Origin of the sequence: Vibrio marinisediminis (assembly GCF_014050145.1) — a bacterium.
In the GTDB taxonomy this organism is placed as follows: domain Bacteria; phylum Pseudomonadota; class Gammaproteobacteria; order Enterobacterales; family Vibrionaceae; genus Vibrio; species Vibrio marinisediminis.
The window spans coordinates 50,324-67,802 of sequence record NZ_JACFYF010000002.1; the positions used below are offsets into that span (position 1 = coordinate 50,324).

Sequence of the window (17,479 nt, forward strand, 5' to 3'; positions counted from 1 at the left end):
GTTCCTCAATTAAGACTTCAGCCAGCTTATCGCTGGCTTCTTCAATTATCTATTTGCTCTATTCAACAAGACTATAGAGCCATCACGCTCACACACTAACATGTTCACGTTAATCTCTAGCGAGCATCAACGTTTTAATTCTTCGAACAACAAAGCGCGGATTTTAACTGATCGCGTTCAATCAGCAACACGATTTATGGTTCGAATCTCTCGGTTACTATCTATCCGGTTTCCATGCGGGATTGATTAACGACGTTAGTATGTGGTCGCTCCACTTTCCATTAATCAGCAAGTAGTTTTTAGCATAGCCTTCTCGCTCAAAGCCAACCCGTGATAAAACGGCGCCACTGCGTTCGTTATGAGGCATGTAAGCCGCCACAATTCGATGCATATTTTGAATAGTAAACATGTAGTTTACCGCCAACTTCAACGCGCAAGTCATAACACCTCGTCCTTGTGCGTTTTCACTTAGTGAATACCCGACGTTGCATGCATAAAATGGAAAGCGAGTCAGATTGCTAAACGAAATGGTACCAAGCATTTCTCCGCTTGGTTTATCTATAACCAGCAGATAATACCCAATCGCATGCTTATGTAATTCGCTAAGTTTGATTAGCCGTTGTGTCCAACCAGAAAGCGTAAAAAACTCATCCTCTCGCTTGGGTTCCCATTCTTTAAGGTAATCACGATTGGTAATGAAGTACTGTCGAATCATGTACGCATCAGTAGGCTCTGCCATTCGTACGACAATATCACCTTCAACTTCATACACTTTTTGCGGCGTACTCACTGGTGTCATCAACCTTTACGGATCCCATATTCGCGTAGTTTATTTGCAACTGAAGTATGCGAGACGTTGAGGCGCTTCGCCAGTTTGCGACTTGAAGGGAATGATTGATACAGTCTCTCCAATACCTTAGATTCGTACTCTTTCATGATCTCATCGAGTGAACCATCAAGGCTCAATGCGGCACCGGGTGCAACAGAAGCTTCTACTTGTGGTAAATGGAATAGATCAACAGTCAACGAGTCTGACTCCAATTCTGTCAGTGCTCTTAACACCATATTTTCCAACTGGCGCATGTTCCCAGGCCAATTGTATGACGTAAGTTGATCAAGCAGCTCTTCGGTTATATCTGGACGCGCCATACCTAACTGAGTCACGTACTTAGCGATAAACATTTCAAGCAATGGTTCAATATCGGTCGTGCGTTCACGCAGCGGTGGAATTTGTACCGTCAAAACATTAAGTCGATAGAACAGATCTTCGCGGAAAGAACCCGATTCAGCCAAATCAGCCAATTTGTGACGCGTTGAAGCGATCACGCGTACATCAACCTGAACTTCATGCTCTTCTCCTACTCGACGGAAGCGTCCGTCTTGTAGTAGTCGAAGTAATTTAATTTGCAGGTGCGCACTCATTTCACCAATTTCATCGAGGAAGACGGTACCGCCATTCGCTTGTTCGAAAATGCCTTTATGAGCGGTTTGGTGATTAAACATGCCCGGTCCATGACCAAACAGTTCAGTTTCGGCGACATCATCAGGCATTGAAGCACAACTCAAGATCAAGAACGGCTCACTGGCGCGATCAGACCGGTTGTGACAAGCTCTTGCCAACATCTCTTTACCAGTACCCGTTTCACCTTGAATCAATAGTGGTTGATCCATATTTGCCAGCTTCTTCGCTTGGCTCATCAGTGCTTTATGGCGGTTTGAAATACCAACGAAATGTTCAAAGCCCAAATTGCTTTGCAGCGGAAGCATTTGCTTGAGTAACGTTTTATCTTGCGTTGCTCGAATGATCATAACCGTACTGGCTAAAATCGACTCTTGAGTCTCTGTCGTGATGTAGACTGGCATGATTTCCATGACATAGTCTAAACCGCTAATCACGATATTTTCACGCTGACGGGTGATACTCCCTTCCGCCCATTTTGAAAAGTTGAAGCTCGGTAACAGATGGCTAATTTGCTGAGAGATAACCTCTTCTTCTTCAAGATTGAACAAGCTCAAAGCAGCTTGGTTAGCCATGTCAACGTAGCCTCTTAGATCAATAGCGACTACAGGTTCTGGTAGGTTATTAAGTAGAGAAATAAGCTCAGTGTTATGCCTTTCCATCGGCATAAACTGTATTTTACGTACATCTTTTACTCCAGAAATTCGACGAATTTCTGCCATCAGTTCACTGAAAGTATCAAAATCAATATCAGGGCAATTTAGATAAATAATGCCTGTGATATCAATTTCGATACCGCGCAAATCGAGATTTCTCGAAGCTAGAATATTGAGCAACTCACGAGTTAAACCGAGTCTGTCTTCACATAATACTTCTAGACGCACTGAATTAGTCCTACGTTAAGGTGTCAGGAAAAGTTGACAGTAGTTTCCTCCAAGCTCCGATACCCGTCAAGTAAAGCTAGCCTACCAGCTTCACATTCATGCTATTTAACTGTGAGCTCGGCTACTTTTAACGCGATTTGCTTGCGAATTGCAGACAATTTCACCGCCCTATCTGGGCTCCAAGGCATCGGTCGCAGCAAAGACATCGCTTTGATACCCAATCTAGCGGTTAAAATACCAACACCAATGCCTTGTCCGGCGCGTGCAGATAACTTTCCAGCTAGATCCATCGACATCAAATCCATACCCGCATCAATCGCAATTTCACTCGCGCCTGCGGCTGCCATATTAACCAAAGTGCATTTAAACAGCTTCAAACGAGACCAATACCCCAGCTCAATGCCATACACTTGAGCAAGGTTATCGATCATTTTGAAATTACGCCAAGCAACTAAAAGCATATCCGCCAACGCAAGTGGACTAATGGCCACTAACGCTGCTGATTCAGTGGCGTGTTTTGTTACAATTTGCGTGGCTAACTTATCTTGCTCAGCCACCACAATAGCATCATACATTTCCAGAATTTCAGCATCGCTGTGCGAGGCATTCAGCCCGTTTAACCAACGATCATAGCTCGGTGACTCTGGTGCCACTCCCCCTTGCTTCGCCACTTTTTGGCAAAACAGTTTTCCTTGCCCCACACTGTCACTTTTAAGCAGAGCTTCGCTTTGTTCTTGAATTGAGAAGTGATTGCGTAAACCGCGCAACTTCCACAATTCTTTGCCTATTGCTCCAAGCCCAAGCGCGGCAAGAACAGAAACAAACCCCGCCCAACTCAATGCTAACCAATCGGCGCTTTGTATTGCTTGCACAACAGTATCGATTGATTGCCACGCCACTAAAGCCGAGAAGCTAGCCAATAACCCCGTTGCTAACCATTTCCGTCCTTTTCGAGGGCGAATAACTTGTTCTAATTGTTGCTCACTCGCTTGCTCTTGTGGCTCTTCTATCGCTGCTGGTACAAACTTTTCACTTGTCTCAAATTGCACTTGTGCTGTGAGTTCAACCTGGGGTTCATGCTCGGCTTGTAAAGGCTGATCAAAGATCTGCTTTGATTTAAATTCGCTCATTTCAGTTTATCTCCAAGCAAATATTCAAGTGCTTTATCCATACGGATATGGGGTAATGGTTCGTCTTGCTGGCTCGCCATCGGTTTGAAGGCGGTGAATTCAAATCCTCGTTTTTGCCAATACTCTTCTGAGGGCAATTTTTTTGGTACTTCACCCGGATAAACCGTCAATGGCTCACCTGATAATGACACTCCCTGAATTGCGGGAATTGACTGATCACCACTGGTTATAAAACCGGTCTGAGTCGCCTGAATCGACGCCATACTGATACAACTCATTTCGATATTCTCAAACGAAGCCGTTTGCCATGCAGGGTGCACCATTTGTTGCAACAGCGAGACTAAATTACTGTGTTGTTCTGGGGTGACATGATCGGCTTTGGTCGCTGCAAACAGCACTTTATCAATGCGTGGAGCAAATAGCCTTTTCACCATACCACTACGACCATAGCGGAAACTGTGCATCAACTGCTCAAGCGCACTGCGCATGTCCATGAACGATTCATAGCCAGTATTTAATGGCTGCAAACAATCAACCAATACTATCTGGCGATCAAAAGTAGAAAAATGGTGCTTATAAAAAGCCTTGACCACCTTAGTTTGATATTCGTGGTAACGAGCTTTAAGCGTGGCTAAATTACTCTCTTTCGCGACTTTCTGTTCAGGGTCAAAACGGCAAGGGAAAAACTGTAATACCGGCGCGCCTTCAAGCTCACCCGGCAGTACAAAACGCCCTGGCTGTACCCAGTGCAAACCTTCATCCTTACAAGCATGCAGATATTGAGTATAAATCTGGGCTACAGATTGCAACGAGTGTTCATCAACCTCACCTTGTAAATCGACTTTATCTAATGCTTCTAACCAAGGTTTTGCTAACTCTAAGCGTTTTCCTGATAACGCAGTAAACTGGCTCTGCGACCATTGACTAAAATCCATATCCAATAACGGTAAATCGAGCAGCCATTCGCCCGGATAATCGATAATATCTAGGTGTAGGGTTGCCGTGCTGCTGAGTAACTTTTTACTCTTTTTGTTCGGTTTATATTTAAGCGCTAAACGGATCTCACTCACATCTCGGGTTGGCTCTGGCCAGTTTGGCTCGCTACCTTGCAACTGAACCATGGCTTCATCATAAGCAAAACGAGGCACCATCATGTTCGTTTGAGGTTCACGTTTCGCGCCAATAACACGTTTATCACGCGTTGCGCTAAGCAAAGGTAGTTGATGATGTGTTGAGGTATGAAGCAGTTGATTAACAAGTGACGTAATAAATGCGGTTTTACCCGCTCGTGACAACCCCGTTACAGCGATACGCACATGCGAGTCCATGCTACGGTGTAAAAAATCATTCACTTCTTGTTTAATACTCTTCATCGAATCTCTCATTCATTCTTTATCGTGGTTACGATATCAGCACCAATATTAATCTTGGATGAACAAAAAACCTCTGACGTGAATCAGAGGCTTAGTTAAAAGTGCAATAATACGACTCATCGCGCTTGCTCAGCGATTGGGCTTTATCGCTCTAGTCGTCCTCAATCAGTTTATAGATCACAAACAACGCGATTTCGAGCAGAACAAACAAGGAGCATGTAATGGTGACGTATTTCTCATTAAAAATACTGATCCCATGTAGGATTAAGTCATAGCCAATAAAAAAGCCAACCACAGCGGCGATTATAATTTGAAGTATTTGAATAAAGCGTGGCATGCATTCTCCTAGTTTTTATTTTTAACTTATTAAATCAATTCATACAGTATAGAGACAAAAAGTGCAGCTTTCGCTGCACTTTTGTCAATTGTTTGGCAAATTATTCAATGCCTTGTCTCATTCTGCGTCCATTTCTTGGATTTTTACTTTCCAAGTATCAGGACCAATTTGGTGAGCATTGGTGCCATTTGAGTCAACAGCCACAGTCACTGGCATATCTTCAACGTCAAATTCATATATGGCTTCCATACCCAAATCTTCAAATGCCACCACACGCGCTTTCTTGATAGCTTTTGCCACTAAGTAAGCGGCGCCGCCAACCGCCATTAAGTAAACCGATTGATGCTGCTTAATGGATTCAACGGTTGCAGGACCACGTTCCGCTTTACCAATCATGCCCATGATGCCAGTTTGTTCCAGCATCATATCGGTAAATTTATCCATACGGGTTGACGTTGTAGGGCCCGCAGGACCAACCGCCTCATCACCCACCGCATCAACAGGACCGACGTAGTAGATAAACTTATCTTTAAAATCAACACCGGCAGGTAAGCCTTCACCGTTGTCTAACATAGTTTGAATGCGTTTGTGTGCCGCATCACGACCCGTCAAAATCTTACCTGTCAGCAGGACTGTTTCACCGGTTTTCCAGCTCATCACTTCTTCTTTGGTGATCGAATCAAGGTTAACGCGGCGAGTATTCTCACCCGCTTCCCATGTAATATCTGGCCAATCTTCCAATTTTGGCGGCGTCAACTCCGCAGGACCTGAGCCATCAAGAGTAAAGTGTACGTGGCGTGTTGCCGCACAATTTGGGATCAGACACACAGGTTTAGAAGCTGCGTGGGTTGGTGCTGTCTTAATTTTCACATCAACCACAGTCGTTAAACCGCCTAAACCTTGCGCGCCAATACCTAATCGATTGACTCGATTAAAGATATCAAGACGCAATTCCTCTTCCGCATTTTGAGGACCACGTTCGATTAATTCATGAATATCGATGTGTCCCATTAAGGATTCTTTAGCCAACACTGCTGCTTTCTCGGCTGTACCACCAATGCCAATACCAAGCATGCCCGGTGGACACCAACCCGCCCCCATTGTTGGCAGGGTCTTCTCTACCCATTCTGCAATATCATCTGAAGGGTTAAGCATCACCATTTTGGTTTTATTTTCACTGCCGCCGCCTTTGGCTGCAATTTGGATCTCTAGCTTATCGCCTGGCACCATGTTGATGTGAACCACCGCCGGCGTGTTGTCTTTGGTATTGATTCGTTTACCCGCAGGATCTTTAAGTACAGAAGCACGCAGAGGATTATCAGGGTTGGTGTAAGCTTGGCGCACGCCTTCATCAACCATCTGTTGTACCGTCATATCGGTGTCATCCCACTGAACAGCCATACCCACATTGACAAAACAGGTAACAATACCGGTATCTTGACAAATTGGGCGGTGACCTTCAGCCGACATACGTGAGTTGATCAGAATCTGAGCGATGGCATCCTTTGCCGCTTGGCTCTGCTCACGATGATAGGCTTGCTCAAGAGCTTGAACAAAGTCGAGCGGGTGGTAGTAAGAAATGTACTGAAGTGCATCAGCAACGCTGCTGATCACATCCTGTCTGCGGATTACTGTCATTACTTGCCTCTTTCTATGCTTCCATTACTCCCGCCTTGTAAACTTTACGCTTGATAACCTTACAAAAACTCAGTTATCAGTTTTATTCTAAGTAGCGGGTTCTATTTTGGTTATGATACTCTTGCTTTTCCCAACACGCCACGAAGTGAACGATCTCTTTGTCACAATTTAAACAAATGAATAACACGCAACCAAATCGCTTACAAATCAAACAGATTAATTACACTGTTGACCTAGCTCATCACCTATTTTCGCCAATATCCGAGCAAAATTGGGCGATGTTGTTACGTTCTGCGTCTAAGCAGCACGTAGATAGCCGATTTGATATCTTGGTTGCAAAGCCAATTGCGACATTAGTGACTCATGGACAAGACACATTGGTGAATGAACCAAATGAAAGTTACCAAACCAGTGACGATCCGTTTCACCTACTGCAAGACGTACAAAGCCGCTATTTAGACGAGCTAGAGTATCAAGGTGAACTCCCTTTCATTGGCGGAGCGTTGGGTTACTTTGCTTACGATCTGGGACGTCGGGTAGAGAAAATGCCAAGTCTAGCTGAGCACGACCTCAACACTCCGGATATGGCGGTTGGTCTCTATGAATGGGCGGTCATTATCGATCACCATCAACAGCAAGCCTATGTTGTAGGGCAAAATGTTGAGCAGCATTGGCTATGGTTACAAGAGCAACAAGAACAGAAGCAAGAAAATTTCAAATTGTTAAGTCACTGGCAGTCAAATATGACTCAAAGCCAATACCAAGAGAAATTTACACAGGTACAAGAATACCTACTTTCTGGTGACTGTTACCAAATCAACCTCGCCCAACGTTTTTCTGCACCTTATCAAGGTTCAGAGTGGCAGGCATATCAGCAACTTGAACAAGTTAACCAAGCGCCTTTTTCAGCATTCGTTCGTACCGAACATAGTGCCATTTTAAGTATTTCCCCTGAACGCTTCTTGCAAGTCAACGACGGAGAAATTGAAACCAAACCAATCAAAGGGACTCGCCCTCGTCATAGTGACCCACAAGTTGATATGGCTTCGGCTAAAGAACTCGCAAGCGCAGAAAAAGACCAAGCAGAAAACTTGATGATCGTTGACTTACTGCGCAATGACGTAGGACGTGTTGCGAAACCAGGTAGCGTACATGTACCCAAACTATTTGATATTGAGAGTTTCCCTGCGGTCCACCATTTAGTTAGCACTATCAAAGCGCAGCTCGACGATGGCTATAATGCCATGGATCTATTGCGTGCTAGCTTTCCCGGCGGGTCAATTACCGGCGCACCAAAAGTACGTGCAATGCAGATCATCGAAGAGTTAGAACCGCACCGCCGTAGTGCTTACTGTGGAAGTATCGGCTACATCAGCCGACACGGTAGAATGGATACCAGTATTACCATCCGAACTCTTGTCGCAGAAGATGGTATGTTGCATGTCTGGGCTGGCGGCGGTCTTGTTGCCGATAGTGAAGTTGACTCGGAATACCAAGAAATTTTCGATAAATTAAGCCGAATCTTACCCGTTTTAGGCTAATGAGCTTACACCCACTTTTGGATCATTAGCTTCAAATCAGCAGCGGTATATGGCTTTGTTAATATGTCATCCATGCCGCTGAGCATGCATCTCTCCCGCTCTTCAAGAGTGGTGCCTGCGGTTAATGCGACAATCGGTCCCGTATACTGGTTTTTCCGCAAAAAGGACGTAGCTTCAAAACCATCCATCTCCGGCATACGACAGTCCATAAATATCAAATCGTATTGTGCAGAACTTACCGCCTTGATTGCCTCTAATCCGTTGGAAGCGGTATCTGGCGAGATTGCGAATTTTTTCATCATCTGCTTAATGATGGTGAGATTCATTCGAATATCATCAACCACAAGAATCGATAAACTGTCTAACGGTTTTGTCTCAATAGTATTTTCAGCTTGGACTTGATTGGGCGTATACGCCACCTCAAGTGGCAACGATATAGAAAAAGTACTACCTTCACCAATCGCACTTTTTATCTCAATGGTTCCCGACATCAACTCAACTAAGTTTTTACAAATCGCTAAGCCAAGCCCCGTTCCTTCGTAGTTCCGTTTAGCGGTTCTGTCCACCTGCACAAACGGGTCAAACAATCGATGTTGCGCCTCTTCAGCGATACCACACCCAGTATCTTTCACTGTCACTAGCAAAGCATCAGCATCCCATTTAGCCAGCACTGATACTTGACCTACCGAGGTAAATTTAACCGCATTGCCAATTAAATTCGCTAATATTTGACCGATTCGCTCAAAGTCACCGACAAAGATGTCTGGCATTTCCCCCTCTTCCTCAATGAGAAACGCAATTTGCTTCTCTTGGGCTTGAGGAGAAAAAATACCGTTAAGCATATTCCTCATCTCTTTCCAGCTAAACTGAGTTGGAAACAGGTCCATCATACCCGCACTTATCTTGCTAAAATCCAATAAGTCGTTGATGACGTGACGCAACAAATCTCCGGAATGAGTTAAGTTGGTCAACATGGTTCTTTGCTCCATACTTAACTGTGTATCCGTAAGCAACTCAGCACTTCCTAAGACCCCATTAAGAGGCGTCCTCAACTCATGATTTATCATCGCAACAAACTCTTTCGTCGCGCGTTCCGACTCCTCCGCCCTTTTTCGCGCTACTTGGCTTTTGGTTACCATCAATTGCCGGCTGATCGCACTACAAAGCAGTTCGACAACTAGCGCCATCTGGCTTTGAATAAAGTCCGCTTCGACCTCACAATGATGGATATCAATACACAGCTCACCAACCAGACCTTGCTCTACTTCCACAGGTAACCGTAACTGAGTACCCAGCCAAACAGGGCAAGGATTGATGCTGTTCAAATCTCGGTTTTGTATCCCACCAAACTGGCTTGATAAAATCGAAGGGACTAGACCGGGTTTTAGATAAAGACTGGCTTCGTCAATTAAGTTGCAGGCGCGAATTCGCTCAAGAAAGCTTGATAGCAGACCATCATCTAATGTACGGCTTAAAAAAGAGCGACCAAATCGAACCAGTGATTCACTAATATACGCCTCCAACTCAAGCTTCTTTAAACCCGTAGAATTTTGATTTTCAAGTTGTTTTAAAACGAGTTTCAGTTGTTGGTTTGCTTCGTATAATTCAAGGCTCTTTTGTTCCAATAAGCTTTCTGCCTGTTTTCTGGAGGCTTTTTCTCGTGCAATTTTCCTTTCTAAGTGTCGACTATCCATTCAATTTCTCTACCAGTGATAGTTGAAATCTAACATGACTATTGTCTTTGGATTGTTCACTCATTGAAATGTCGATAACTTCACCAAAATGGTCGGCACACCCTTGAACTAGACCGAAACAAACATGAGACATACAACGTACACTTTTATAGTCGAACACCAACTCTGACTCACTCTCTGAGATAAATTCAAACTTAGGCGGATTTGCCTCGGGATAGAGTTTCTTTACTTCAATGTGGATGTAATCTTCTACCAAGCGAACAAATTGGAAACTGTTTTTGCATTCAGACAGGCTCGCTGACGGTGGCAGTGTGCTATACAAATTCTTAAACACCGACTGTCCAAACACTTGTTGCAGTGTTTCTGCTGGCAATTCGGTAATTTTACTCAATTCAATAATAAGCTTGACCAATTGTTTATGATCGTAGCTTCCCACTGTGGTGTATATCCCACTATCTTCAGCGCTATCGAGAATTTGATCGACAACGTCGAGCCCAAATCTATCTTCGACTAAGTCCATGAACTCAGTGAATATGATTCCTTTCATCTACTGAACCTTTTTATGTTATATCTATAATACTTGCTCAATAAGCCATACTGAACAGACTATTGTTTATAACAAAGCATGATCCATAACATTGGCTTTTTCAAATAGATACAGGAGTAACTGTGCTACTACCTACCAGTCGAAGCGCACTCATTCAGCACTTTCTAATTAGGCAGCCTATTGCTTATCACTCTGGTTCGCTTAAACGGCTTGGTTTCTTACAAGGTCAATCACTTCGTAAAGCAGCGGTTCTGATAGGTTTCGTAGAGCGGGAAAATGGATTACATATTCTTTTTACCAAACGCGCTCAACACTTGAAGCATCATCCCGGACAGGTAAGCTTTCCGGGAGGAAAATATGAAGAGAGTGACCTCTCCCTTCGAACGACTGTATTACGAGAAACTGAAGAAGAAATTGGCATTGCCGCTAACCAAATTGAAATATTTGGGCAAATGGCAGAACTGCCGACAATTAGCCGCTTTTCCGTTACACCCTACCTTGCGTTTATCCAACCAAGTTACTCTGCAACCATTGATGCTAATGAGGTGGATCAGGTATTTGAGGTCCCTATTGAAGTGGTATTAAATCCTAAGCATCTTCATAGCCATACTTTTTGTGTCAAGCAGCAACAACATCGTGTTTTCGGTGTGAGTTACAAAAAACACTTTATTTGGGGTATGACAGCGCAAATCATCCAAGCTCTGCAAGCCCATCTGATTCAAAAATAATTCATCTCTTCACATGCCTACTTTAATTCATATTTTGTACGGTTAAATAAGCCTCCCAAAAAGCAACCGTTTGCTGCGAGCAAAATTAATACAGGTTATCAATTTGATTAGTTTTACTAATGCGAGGCATTAAGAAAAATCACGTGTGGCACGTCATTTTCGTGACAAAAAACTCCTTTTTGGAATATGATTGGCGCAGCTCTATAAAAACATGATTTAGATCTAATTTTTATGTAATTTTTTCTTGCAGAATTGCACCCGACTTATTTCCTGTTCCCAAAAAATGAGTAACTTAAATATGAACTCAACTACTTCATCAGCTACGGCTGTACAACAATCTAGTAAGTTTACTTACAAAGACTTTACTTGGTGTTTATCACTATTCGGTACCGCGGTAGGTGCTGGTGTTCTTTTCCTTCCAATTAAAGCAGGTGCTGGCGGTTTCTGGCCACTTGTTATCCTTGCTCTAATCGCGGCACCAATGACTTGGTTCGCACACAAATCTCTAGCTCGTTTCGTACTTTCTGCGAAAAACCCTGAATCTGATATCACAGATACTGTTGAAGAACACTTTGGTAAAACTGGTGCGAACTTAATCACTTTCGCTTACTTCTTCGCAATTTACCCTATCGTTCTAATCTACGGTGTTGGTATCACAAACACTGTTGACTCTTTCCTTGTTAACCAAATGGGTATGGAATCTATCCCTCGTTGGTTACTATCTGGTGCTCTGATTGCTGCAATGACAGCAGGTGTAGTATTTGGTAAAGAGCTAATGCTAAAAGCAACGTCAGCAATGGTTTACCCACTTGTTGCGATTCTACTAGCACTTTCTTTCTTCCTAATCCCAGATTGGAACACTTCAATGGTTGAAGTTGCACCTGACTGGTCTGCAATGCCTTCTATCGTTTGGCTTGCGATTCCAATCATCGTGTTCTCATTCAACCACAGCCCTATCATTTCTCAGTTCTCTAAAGAACAACGCCTACAATACGGTGACAACGCAGTTAAGAAAACTGACGCTATCACTGGCGGCGCAGCAATGATGCTTATGGGCTTCGTTATGTTCTTCGTATTCTCTGTTGTACTGTCTCTTTCTCCAGAGCAGCTAGCAATGGCACAAGAGCAAAACATCTCTGTTCTGTCTTACCTTGCAAACGTTCATGAGTCTCCACTTATCTCTTACATGGGTCCTCTAGTTGCATTTGCTGCGATTACTTCTAGCTACTTTGGTCACTTCCTAGGTGCACACGAAGGTCTAGTAGGTCTAATCAAGTCTCGCTCTGAAACTCCAGTAAGCAAGATTGAAAAAGGTTCTCTAGTATTCATCGTTATTACTACTTGGATTGTTGCGGTTGTTAACCCAAGCATCCTAGGTATGATTGAAACAATGGGTGCACCAATGATTGCTGCAATCCTGTTCCTTCTACCTGTGTTTGCTATGAACAAAGTACCAGCAATGGCGAAGTACAAAACTTCTGCACCTGTACAGATTTTCACAGTTATCTGTGGTCTTGCAGCGATTAGTTCTGTAATCTACGGCGCTCTTTAATTATCCCCTCCATTTCGGGTAATTAAACCAAAAATTATAATGAATAAAATAAGCCTCCCAATTCGGGGGGCTTACTTCTGAGGTAATCGATATGATTAGTGTTTTTGACATCTATAAGATCGGCGTTGGTCCTTCAAGCTCACACACTGTAGGCCCAATGAAAGCGGGTAAAGAATTTATTGATGATCTTCGTGCAATGGGAAAATTGCGTGATATCACTAAAATCACCGTGGACGTTTATGGATCACTATCACTGACAGGGAAAGGTCACCACACAGACATCGCTATCATCATGGGTCTTGCTGGCAATACTCCTGAGAAAGTAGATATCGACTCTATCGCAGGCTTCATTGCTCGCGTAGAAGAAACTGAGCGCCTTCCTGTTGGCATGCACTGTCACACAGTATCGTTCCCAAGAGATGGTGGTATGAATTTCCATACTACTAACTTAGATCTTCACGAAAACGGCATGCAAATCCACGCGTGGATTGATGACGAAAAATCGTACTCAAAGACTTATTACTCAATCGGTGGTGGTTTCATCGTCGATGAAGAAAACTTCGGTAAAGAAGAAGCAAACCCTATTAAGGTTCCTTACCCATTTACTAGCGCAGACGAACTTGTTGCGCAATGTAAAGAGCATGGTCTTTCTATCAGTGCTTTGGTTATGAAAAACCAAGCTTCTTTGCACTCTGATGAAGAGTCTCGTACTTACTTCGCTAACATCTGGAAAACGATGCGTGAAGGTATGGAACGCGGCATGAATACCGAAGGTATTCTTCCTGGACCTCTACGAGTTCCTCGCCGTGCTGCAGCACTTCGCCAACAGCTATTAACGTCAGAGAAAACCTCTAACGATCCTATGGCAGTTGTAGACTGGGTTAACATGTTCGCGTTTGCGGTAAACGAAGAAAACGCAGCGGGTGGTCGTGTTGTGACGGCACCAACTAACGGCGCATGTGGCATCATCCCTGCTGTACTTGCGTACTACGACAAGTTTATCCAAACAGTAACAGAGAAAGACTACATTCGTTACTTCGCAGCCTCTGGTGCGATCGGTGGTCTTTACAAACGCAACGCATCTATCTCTGGCGCTGAAGTAGGTTGTCAGGGTGAAGTTGGTGTTGCTTGTTCTATGGCAGCAGCTGGTCTTGCAGAGCTTATGGGTGGTAGCCCTGAGCAAGTTTGTATGGCAGCAGAAATCGGCATGGAACATAACTTAGGTCTAACTTGTGACCCTGTAGCGGGACAAGTTCAAGTTCCATGTATCGAGCGTAACGGTATTGCAGCAGTAAAAGCAATCAACTCGACTCGCATGGCTCTTCGCCGCTCTTCAGCTCCGACTGTTTCGCTAGACAAAGTTATCGAAACAATGCTTGAGACAGGTAAAGACATGAATGCTAAGTACCGTGAGACTTCTCAAGGTGGTCTAGCAATCAAGGTAATCTGCTAATTTTAGTGATGACCTTAGTCAAATAATCAGTCGAAGCATATTCTACTGATATTATTGACGATATAATGGCGACTATTATGGTCGCCATTTTTGTAACACCAATCTAGGTAAGCGTATAAAAGCAGGCAAGCTTGTTTTGACTTAGATGAATAAAAGAAGAATTAACGAGGCAGTATGATTGCAATCAAACCGGCTAAGCTAAAAGATTTTGCCAGTTTAATGCAGCTTGATGTATTTCCAGAGCAAAAAACCGTTCACCTCCCCTTCGAGCAGGCTTATCACAACCGTTCTAAATATGAAGTGATCTTAGCGCTATACACAGACCGCCACCCGATTGGCTATGTCATACTCGACAAAGCTTTCGCTCATTATGCAACGTTCGCACGTCGACATGAGTTGGGTCTGAAGTACATAGTGTTAGACAAAGAGTATCAGAAGAAAGGGTTTGGTCGTAAAGCGATGCAGAAGCTACTGGTGTATGCCAATGCTATCAGTGCCGACAGTGATTCACTGTGCGTCACATTGCCGGCAACAGAAGAAGACGCTCAGCATTTTTTCACCGCCGTAGGTTTTATTGAAGAAGCCAAATTGTTTTATGGACGCAACGGTAAAGAACGTATCCTCAGGCATAAATTGTAATCCTAACCAATAATTAGTATTGGCTAGGATTTGTCGTAAACTCGTTAGTCGCCCTTATATATACAACCTGCGGTGCAGGTTTCTTTTATTTCGACTTTGCTTAATAGCGGCAACTGTGGCTTTAGCTGCTGCCAGATCCACTTTGCCAAAACTTCACTGGTTGGATTCTCCAGCCCTTCAATATCATTTAAATAGTAATGGTCTAAACGGTCGTATATTGGTTTAAATGCTGCTTTAATTTCCGCGAAGTCCACCACCCATCCAGTGTAAGGATCAACCTCTCCTTCCACATACAGGCGAACCAAAAATGAATGCCCATGCAGTCGACCACATTTGTGCCCATCAGGTACGTGAGGTAGCAGGTGTGCAGCCTCAAACATGAACTCTTTGTACAACTCTGTTTTCATCTTAATTTGCCTAAATCATTACTCAGCGCACCATACTAGCGAACTTAAAAAATAAGCTCCAGCTTATACCACCATTCAAGCTGTTAATATAACTACACAAAATTACATACCTTATTGCAACTCGTCATTTGATTGACATAGCGACAACAAAATGACAACCCGATACTTCCCTCACAATTACAATCTCCACATTTTGTCTATGGTCACAATAAGCTCTTCTAATTGTTACAACATTCCATGTCCAGCCTTAAACTTGTTATGTCTATTCAAATAAAATGTAAAATAATGCGCTCAACTATTACTTTTAAGCTCCTTATCGCGCTAGTGCTCGTTTTCGGTTGTGTATTAGCAGTATCCACCTTTTATCAATACCAGCAGCAAAAGCAGCTGATTCATGATGTGCTTAGTGAACAGCTACATGACAAAGCAAGTAATTATTTCGATAGTCTTAACATGATGATGTTAACCGGGACGATGTCGCAGAAAGAAACCTTGCGTGAAAAAGCCATGGCTCAAGATGGCATTGAACAAGTTCGAGTATTAAGAGCAGACACCGTCAGCAAACTGTATGGACCGGGTAATGATGGTCAAGTTGCTATGGATGAAATCGATCAACGTGCACTTGCTGGAGAATTGGTCATCGAACCCATCAGTGCGGATTGGGGAAAAGGTTTAGTTGTCGCTCTGCCTATGAAGTCAAGTATGGACTATCGAGGAACCAACTGCGTCGCTTGCCACGCGACTCCTGAAGGTGAAGTATTGGGCGCGATTCGCCTTGAATACAACATGAACCACGTCAACTCCATGGTGAGCAAACAAGCAATGATGGCAATCGCTATCATGTCTTCGATCACGTTTGTTGGCTTTATGCTGACCATGGCATTAACTCGTAAAATTGTTGTCACACCTTTGCAAAGAGCATCGCGGTTTATGTCTCAAGTATCGGAATCGAAAAACCTATCTGGTCGACTTCAAACCACACAGAAAGACGAAATCGGTCTGCTAACTAACTCCATCAATTCATTCATGGACACGGTCAGTGATAGCCTGCATAAAGTTCAGCAAACCACCCATTCACTTTCTGACTCAGCAAGTCGATTAACGGGTGTTGCACAGTCAACGGATGATGCAGCCAATAACCAGCAAAGCGAAACCAATGATGTTCAAAGCAATATTAACAACATGCTTGAACAACAAAACCACACTGAGCAAGCGACACAAGATGCTACGTCACTAGTAAATCATACGGTGGAAGTGGTCACACAAAGCGCAGCCAGTGCCCACAGCGCTAGCGAGGATATCAAACAACTTGTCGGCTCAATTGATCATGTTAAAGAGAAAATCACTTCGCTGAACAATCAAACCTCAGAAGTCTCTTCCATTCTTGAAGTGATCAGCGGAATCGCTGAGCAAACAAACCTACTGGCATTGAACGCAGCGATAGAGGCGGCTCGTGCTGGAGAGCAAGGACGTGGTTTTGCGGTCGTCGCAGAGGAAGTTCGTAATCTGGCGGGTCGAACCGCTGAAGCAACCAATAATATCGAAAATATTATCAAACAGTTCCAGCAAGGCAGCCAAGAATCACTGGCTTCAGTTGACCGCGTATGCGAACAAGCGCATCAACGTTCTGAAGATGTTGAAAGCCTATCTAGTACCATGCACACTGTGGTTGATGAGATGCACCAAGTGCTTGATCATACACGCGAGATTCAACAAAAAACCCATTCAACTTCATCTGTAAGCCATCATATCCAAGGAAAGGTAGATACCATTACCGCTCATGCTGATGACACTTCCCAGTTAGCGTCACAAACTCGTGACATTAGCTTAGATTTAGAACAGTTATCAGAACGATTAGAACAGCTGATTAACCAGTTTTCGCTAGAACACAGCAAAGACGTAAAAAAATAGCGGAATTATCGACGAGAAATCGATAATAAAGGTTGAAGCAATCGAATTGACAGGTAATATGTTCATTCGATAAAAAAGTAATGACAACCCAATGTTTTGGCGAATTTTCAGTCAATAAGACTGCTCAGTTCATTGCCTAAACGTTGGGTTAAATTTTTACCCAATCCTTAATGGAGATTATTTTTA

Annotated in this window: 15 protein-coding genes; 6 read left to right on the top strand and 9 right to left on the bottom strand. The window is 43.5% G+C overall.

The features are described from left to right. Nucleotides 1-217: 217 nt before the first annotated feature. The 6 genes from rimJ to H2O73_RS04555 form a co-directional block, all read right to left on the bottom strand. Complete coding sequence (gene rimJ, locus H2O73_RS04530) at nt 218-799, bottom strand: ribosomal protein S5-alanine N-acetyltransferase (RefSeq protein WP_182107060.1); 582 nt, start codon at nt 797-799, stop codon at nt 218-220. Continuing rightward, on the bottom strand, nt 799-2,343 hold the full coding sequence (tyrR, locus tag H2O73_RS04535; RefSeq protein ID WP_182107062.1) for a transcriptional regulator TyrR: 1,545 nt from the start codon (nt 2,341-2,343) through the stop codon (nt 799-801). Before tyrR ends, rimJ begins: the two co-directional genes overlap by 1 nt. A 101-nt stretch (nt 2,344-2,444) precedes the next feature. After that, on the bottom strand, nt 2,445-3,473 hold the full coding sequence (locus H2O73_RS04540; RefSeq protein WP_182107064.1) for a YcjF family protein: 1,029 nt from the start codon (nt 3,471-3,473) through the stop codon (nt 2,445-2,447). Next, complete coding sequence (locus tag H2O73_RS04545) at nt 3,470-4,846, bottom strand: YcjX family GTP-binding protein (protein WP_182107066.1); 1,377 nt, start codon at nt 4,844-4,846, stop codon at nt 3,470-3,472. Before H2O73_RS04545 ends, H2O73_RS04540 begins: the two co-directional genes overlap by 4 nt. A gap of 151 nt (nt 4,847-4,997) precedes the next feature. Beyond that, nucleotides 4,998-5,183: a hypothetical protein gene (locus tag H2O73_RS04550; protein ID WP_182107068.1), complete on the bottom strand. Its 186-nt coding sequence runs from the start codon at nt 5,181-5,183 to the stop codon at nt 4,998-5,000. 117 nt (nt 5,184-5,300) lie between these two features. Beyond that, nucleotides 5,301-6,821 carry a fumarate hydratase gene (locus tag H2O73_RS04555; protein ID WP_182107070.1) on the bottom strand — a complete coding sequence of 507 codons (1,521 nt, stop codon included), beginning with the start codon at nt 6,819-6,821 and terminating at the stop codon, nt 5,301-5,303. Nucleotides 6,822-6,997: 176 nt separating this feature from the next. Here H2O73_RS04555 and pabB point away from each other — a divergent pair, with 176 nt between their 5' ends. Then, a complete protein-coding gene (gene pabB / locus H2O73_RS04560; protein ID WP_182107857.1) occupies nt 6,998-8,362 on the top strand; it encodes an aminodeoxychorismate synthase component 1 in 1,365 nt (454 codons plus the stop codon). A gap of 5 nt (nt 8,363-8,367) precedes the next feature. Here the strand turns inward: pabB and H2O73_RS04565 are convergent, their stop codons facing one another. Together H2O73_RS04565 and H2O73_RS04570 are read right to left on the bottom strand one after the other, a co-directional pair. Further along, nucleotides 8,368-10,056 (bottom strand): ATP-binding protein, encoded by a 1,689-nt coding sequence (locus H2O73_RS04565; protein WP_182107072.1) that lies wholly within the window; start codon nt 10,054-10,056, stop codon nt 8,368-8,370. Continuing rightward, the gene (locus H2O73_RS04570) at nt 10,049-10,603 is read right to left on the bottom strand and encodes a heme NO-binding domain-containing protein (RefSeq protein WP_182107074.1); all 555 of its coding nucleotides are present in this window, start codon (nt 10,601-10,603) and stop codon (nt 10,049-10,051) included. Before H2O73_RS04570 ends, H2O73_RS04565 begins: the two co-directional genes overlap by 8 nt. A gap of 122 nt (nt 10,604-10,725) precedes the next feature. Here H2O73_RS04570 and H2O73_RS04575 point away from each other — a divergent pair, with 122 nt between their 5' ends. From H2O73_RS04575 to H2O73_RS04590, 4 genes are all read left to right on the top strand, one after another. Continuing rightward, nucleotides 10,726-11,331 (top strand): CoA pyrophosphatase, encoded by a 606-nt coding sequence (locus H2O73_RS04575; protein ID WP_182107076.1) that lies wholly within the window; start codon nt 10,726-10,728, stop codon nt 11,329-11,331. 298 nt (nt 11,332-11,629) lie between these two features. Beyond that, entirely contained in the window at nt 11,630-12,883 is a 1,254-nt protein-coding gene (locus H2O73_RS04580; protein ID WP_182107078.1) for an aromatic amino acid transport family protein, read from the top strand. A 91-nt stretch (nt 12,884-12,974) separates the two neighbouring features. Beyond that, nucleotides 12,975-14,336 carry an L-serine ammonia-lyase gene (locus H2O73_RS04585; protein WP_182107080.1) on the top strand — a complete coding sequence of 454 codons (1,362 nt, stop codon included), beginning with the start codon at nt 12,975-12,977 and terminating at the stop codon, nt 14,334-14,336. A 174-nt stretch (nt 14,337-14,510) separates the two neighbouring features. After that, nucleotides 14,511-14,975, top strand: coding sequence for a GNAT family N-acetyltransferase (locus H2O73_RS04590; RefSeq protein ID WP_182107082.1), 465 nt, complete (start codon nt 14,511-14,513; stop codon nt 14,973-14,975). 44 nt (nt 14,976-15,019) lie between these two features. Here H2O73_RS04590 and queD read toward each other — a convergent pair whose 3' ends face one another. Beyond that, nucleotides 15,020-15,382, bottom strand: a complete 363-nt coding sequence (queD, locus tag H2O73_RS04595; protein ID WP_182107084.1) for a 6-carboxytetrahydropterin synthase QueD — start codon at nt 15,380-15,382, stop codon at nt 15,020-15,022. A gap of 285 nt (nt 15,383-15,667) precedes the next feature. Between queD and H2O73_RS04600 the strand changes: the two genes are divergently transcribed. Next, nucleotides 15,668-17,293 carry a methyl-accepting chemotaxis protein gene (locus H2O73_RS04600; RefSeq protein WP_182107086.1) on the top strand — a complete coding sequence of 542 codons (1,626 nt, stop codon included), beginning with the start codon at nt 15,668-15,670 and terminating at the stop codon, nt 17,291-17,293. The last annotated feature ends 186 nt before the right edge of the window (nt 17,294-17,479 follow it).

What these genes read in the sequence shown, in the direction of transcription:
- H2O73_RS04590 (WP_182107082.1), top strand. Translation starts at nt 14,511, where the DNA reads ATGATTGCAATCAAACCGGCTAAGCTAAAAGATTTTGCCAGTTTAATG.
- H2O73_RS04540 (WP_182107064.1), bottom strand. Translation starts at nt 3,473, where the DNA reads ATGAGCGAATTTAAATCAAAGCAGATCTTTGATCAGCCTTTACAAGCC.
- pabB (WP_182107857.1), top strand. Translation starts at nt 6,998, where the DNA reads ATGAATAACACGCAACCAAATCGCTTACAAATCAAACAGATTAATTAC.
- H2O73_RS04600 (WP_182107086.1), top strand. Translation starts at nt 15,668, where the DNA reads ATGCGCTCAACTATTACTTTTAAGCTCCTTATCGCGCTAGTGCTCGTT.
- H2O73_RS04570 (WP_182107074.1), bottom strand. Translation starts at nt 10,603, where the DNA reads ATGAAAGGAATCATATTCACTGAGTTCATGGACTTAGTCGAAGATAGA.
- H2O73_RS04545 (WP_182107066.1), bottom strand. Translation starts at nt 4,846, where the DNA reads ATGAAGAGTATTAAACAAGAAGTGAATGATTTTTTACACCGTAGCATG.
- H2O73_RS04550 (WP_182107068.1), bottom strand. Translation starts at nt 5,183, where the DNA reads ATGCCACGCTTTATTCAAATACTTCAAATTATAATCGCCGCTGTGGTT.
- queD (WP_182107084.1), bottom strand. Translation starts at nt 15,382, where the DNA reads ATGAAAACAGAGTTGTACAAAGAGTTCATGTTTGAGGCTGCACACCTG.
- H2O73_RS04585 (WP_182107080.1), top strand. Translation starts at nt 12,975, where the DNA reads ATGATTAGTGTTTTTGACATCTATAAGATCGGCGTTGGTCCTTCAAGC.
- H2O73_RS04580 (WP_182107078.1), top strand. Translation starts at nt 11,630, where the DNA reads ATGAACTCAACTACTTCATCAGCTACGGCTGTACAACAATCTAGTAAG.
- rimJ (WP_182107060.1), bottom strand. Translation starts at nt 799, where the DNA reads ATGACACCAGTGAGTACGCCGCAAAAAGTGTATGAAGTTGAAGGTGAT.
- H2O73_RS04555 (WP_182107070.1), bottom strand. Translation starts at nt 6,821, where the DNA reads ATGACAGTAATCCGCAGACAGGATGTGATCAGCAGCGTTGCTGATGCA.
- H2O73_RS04565 (WP_182107072.1), bottom strand. Translation starts at nt 10,056, where the DNA reads ATGGATAGTCGACACTTAGAAAGGAAAATTGCACGAGAAAAAGCCTCC.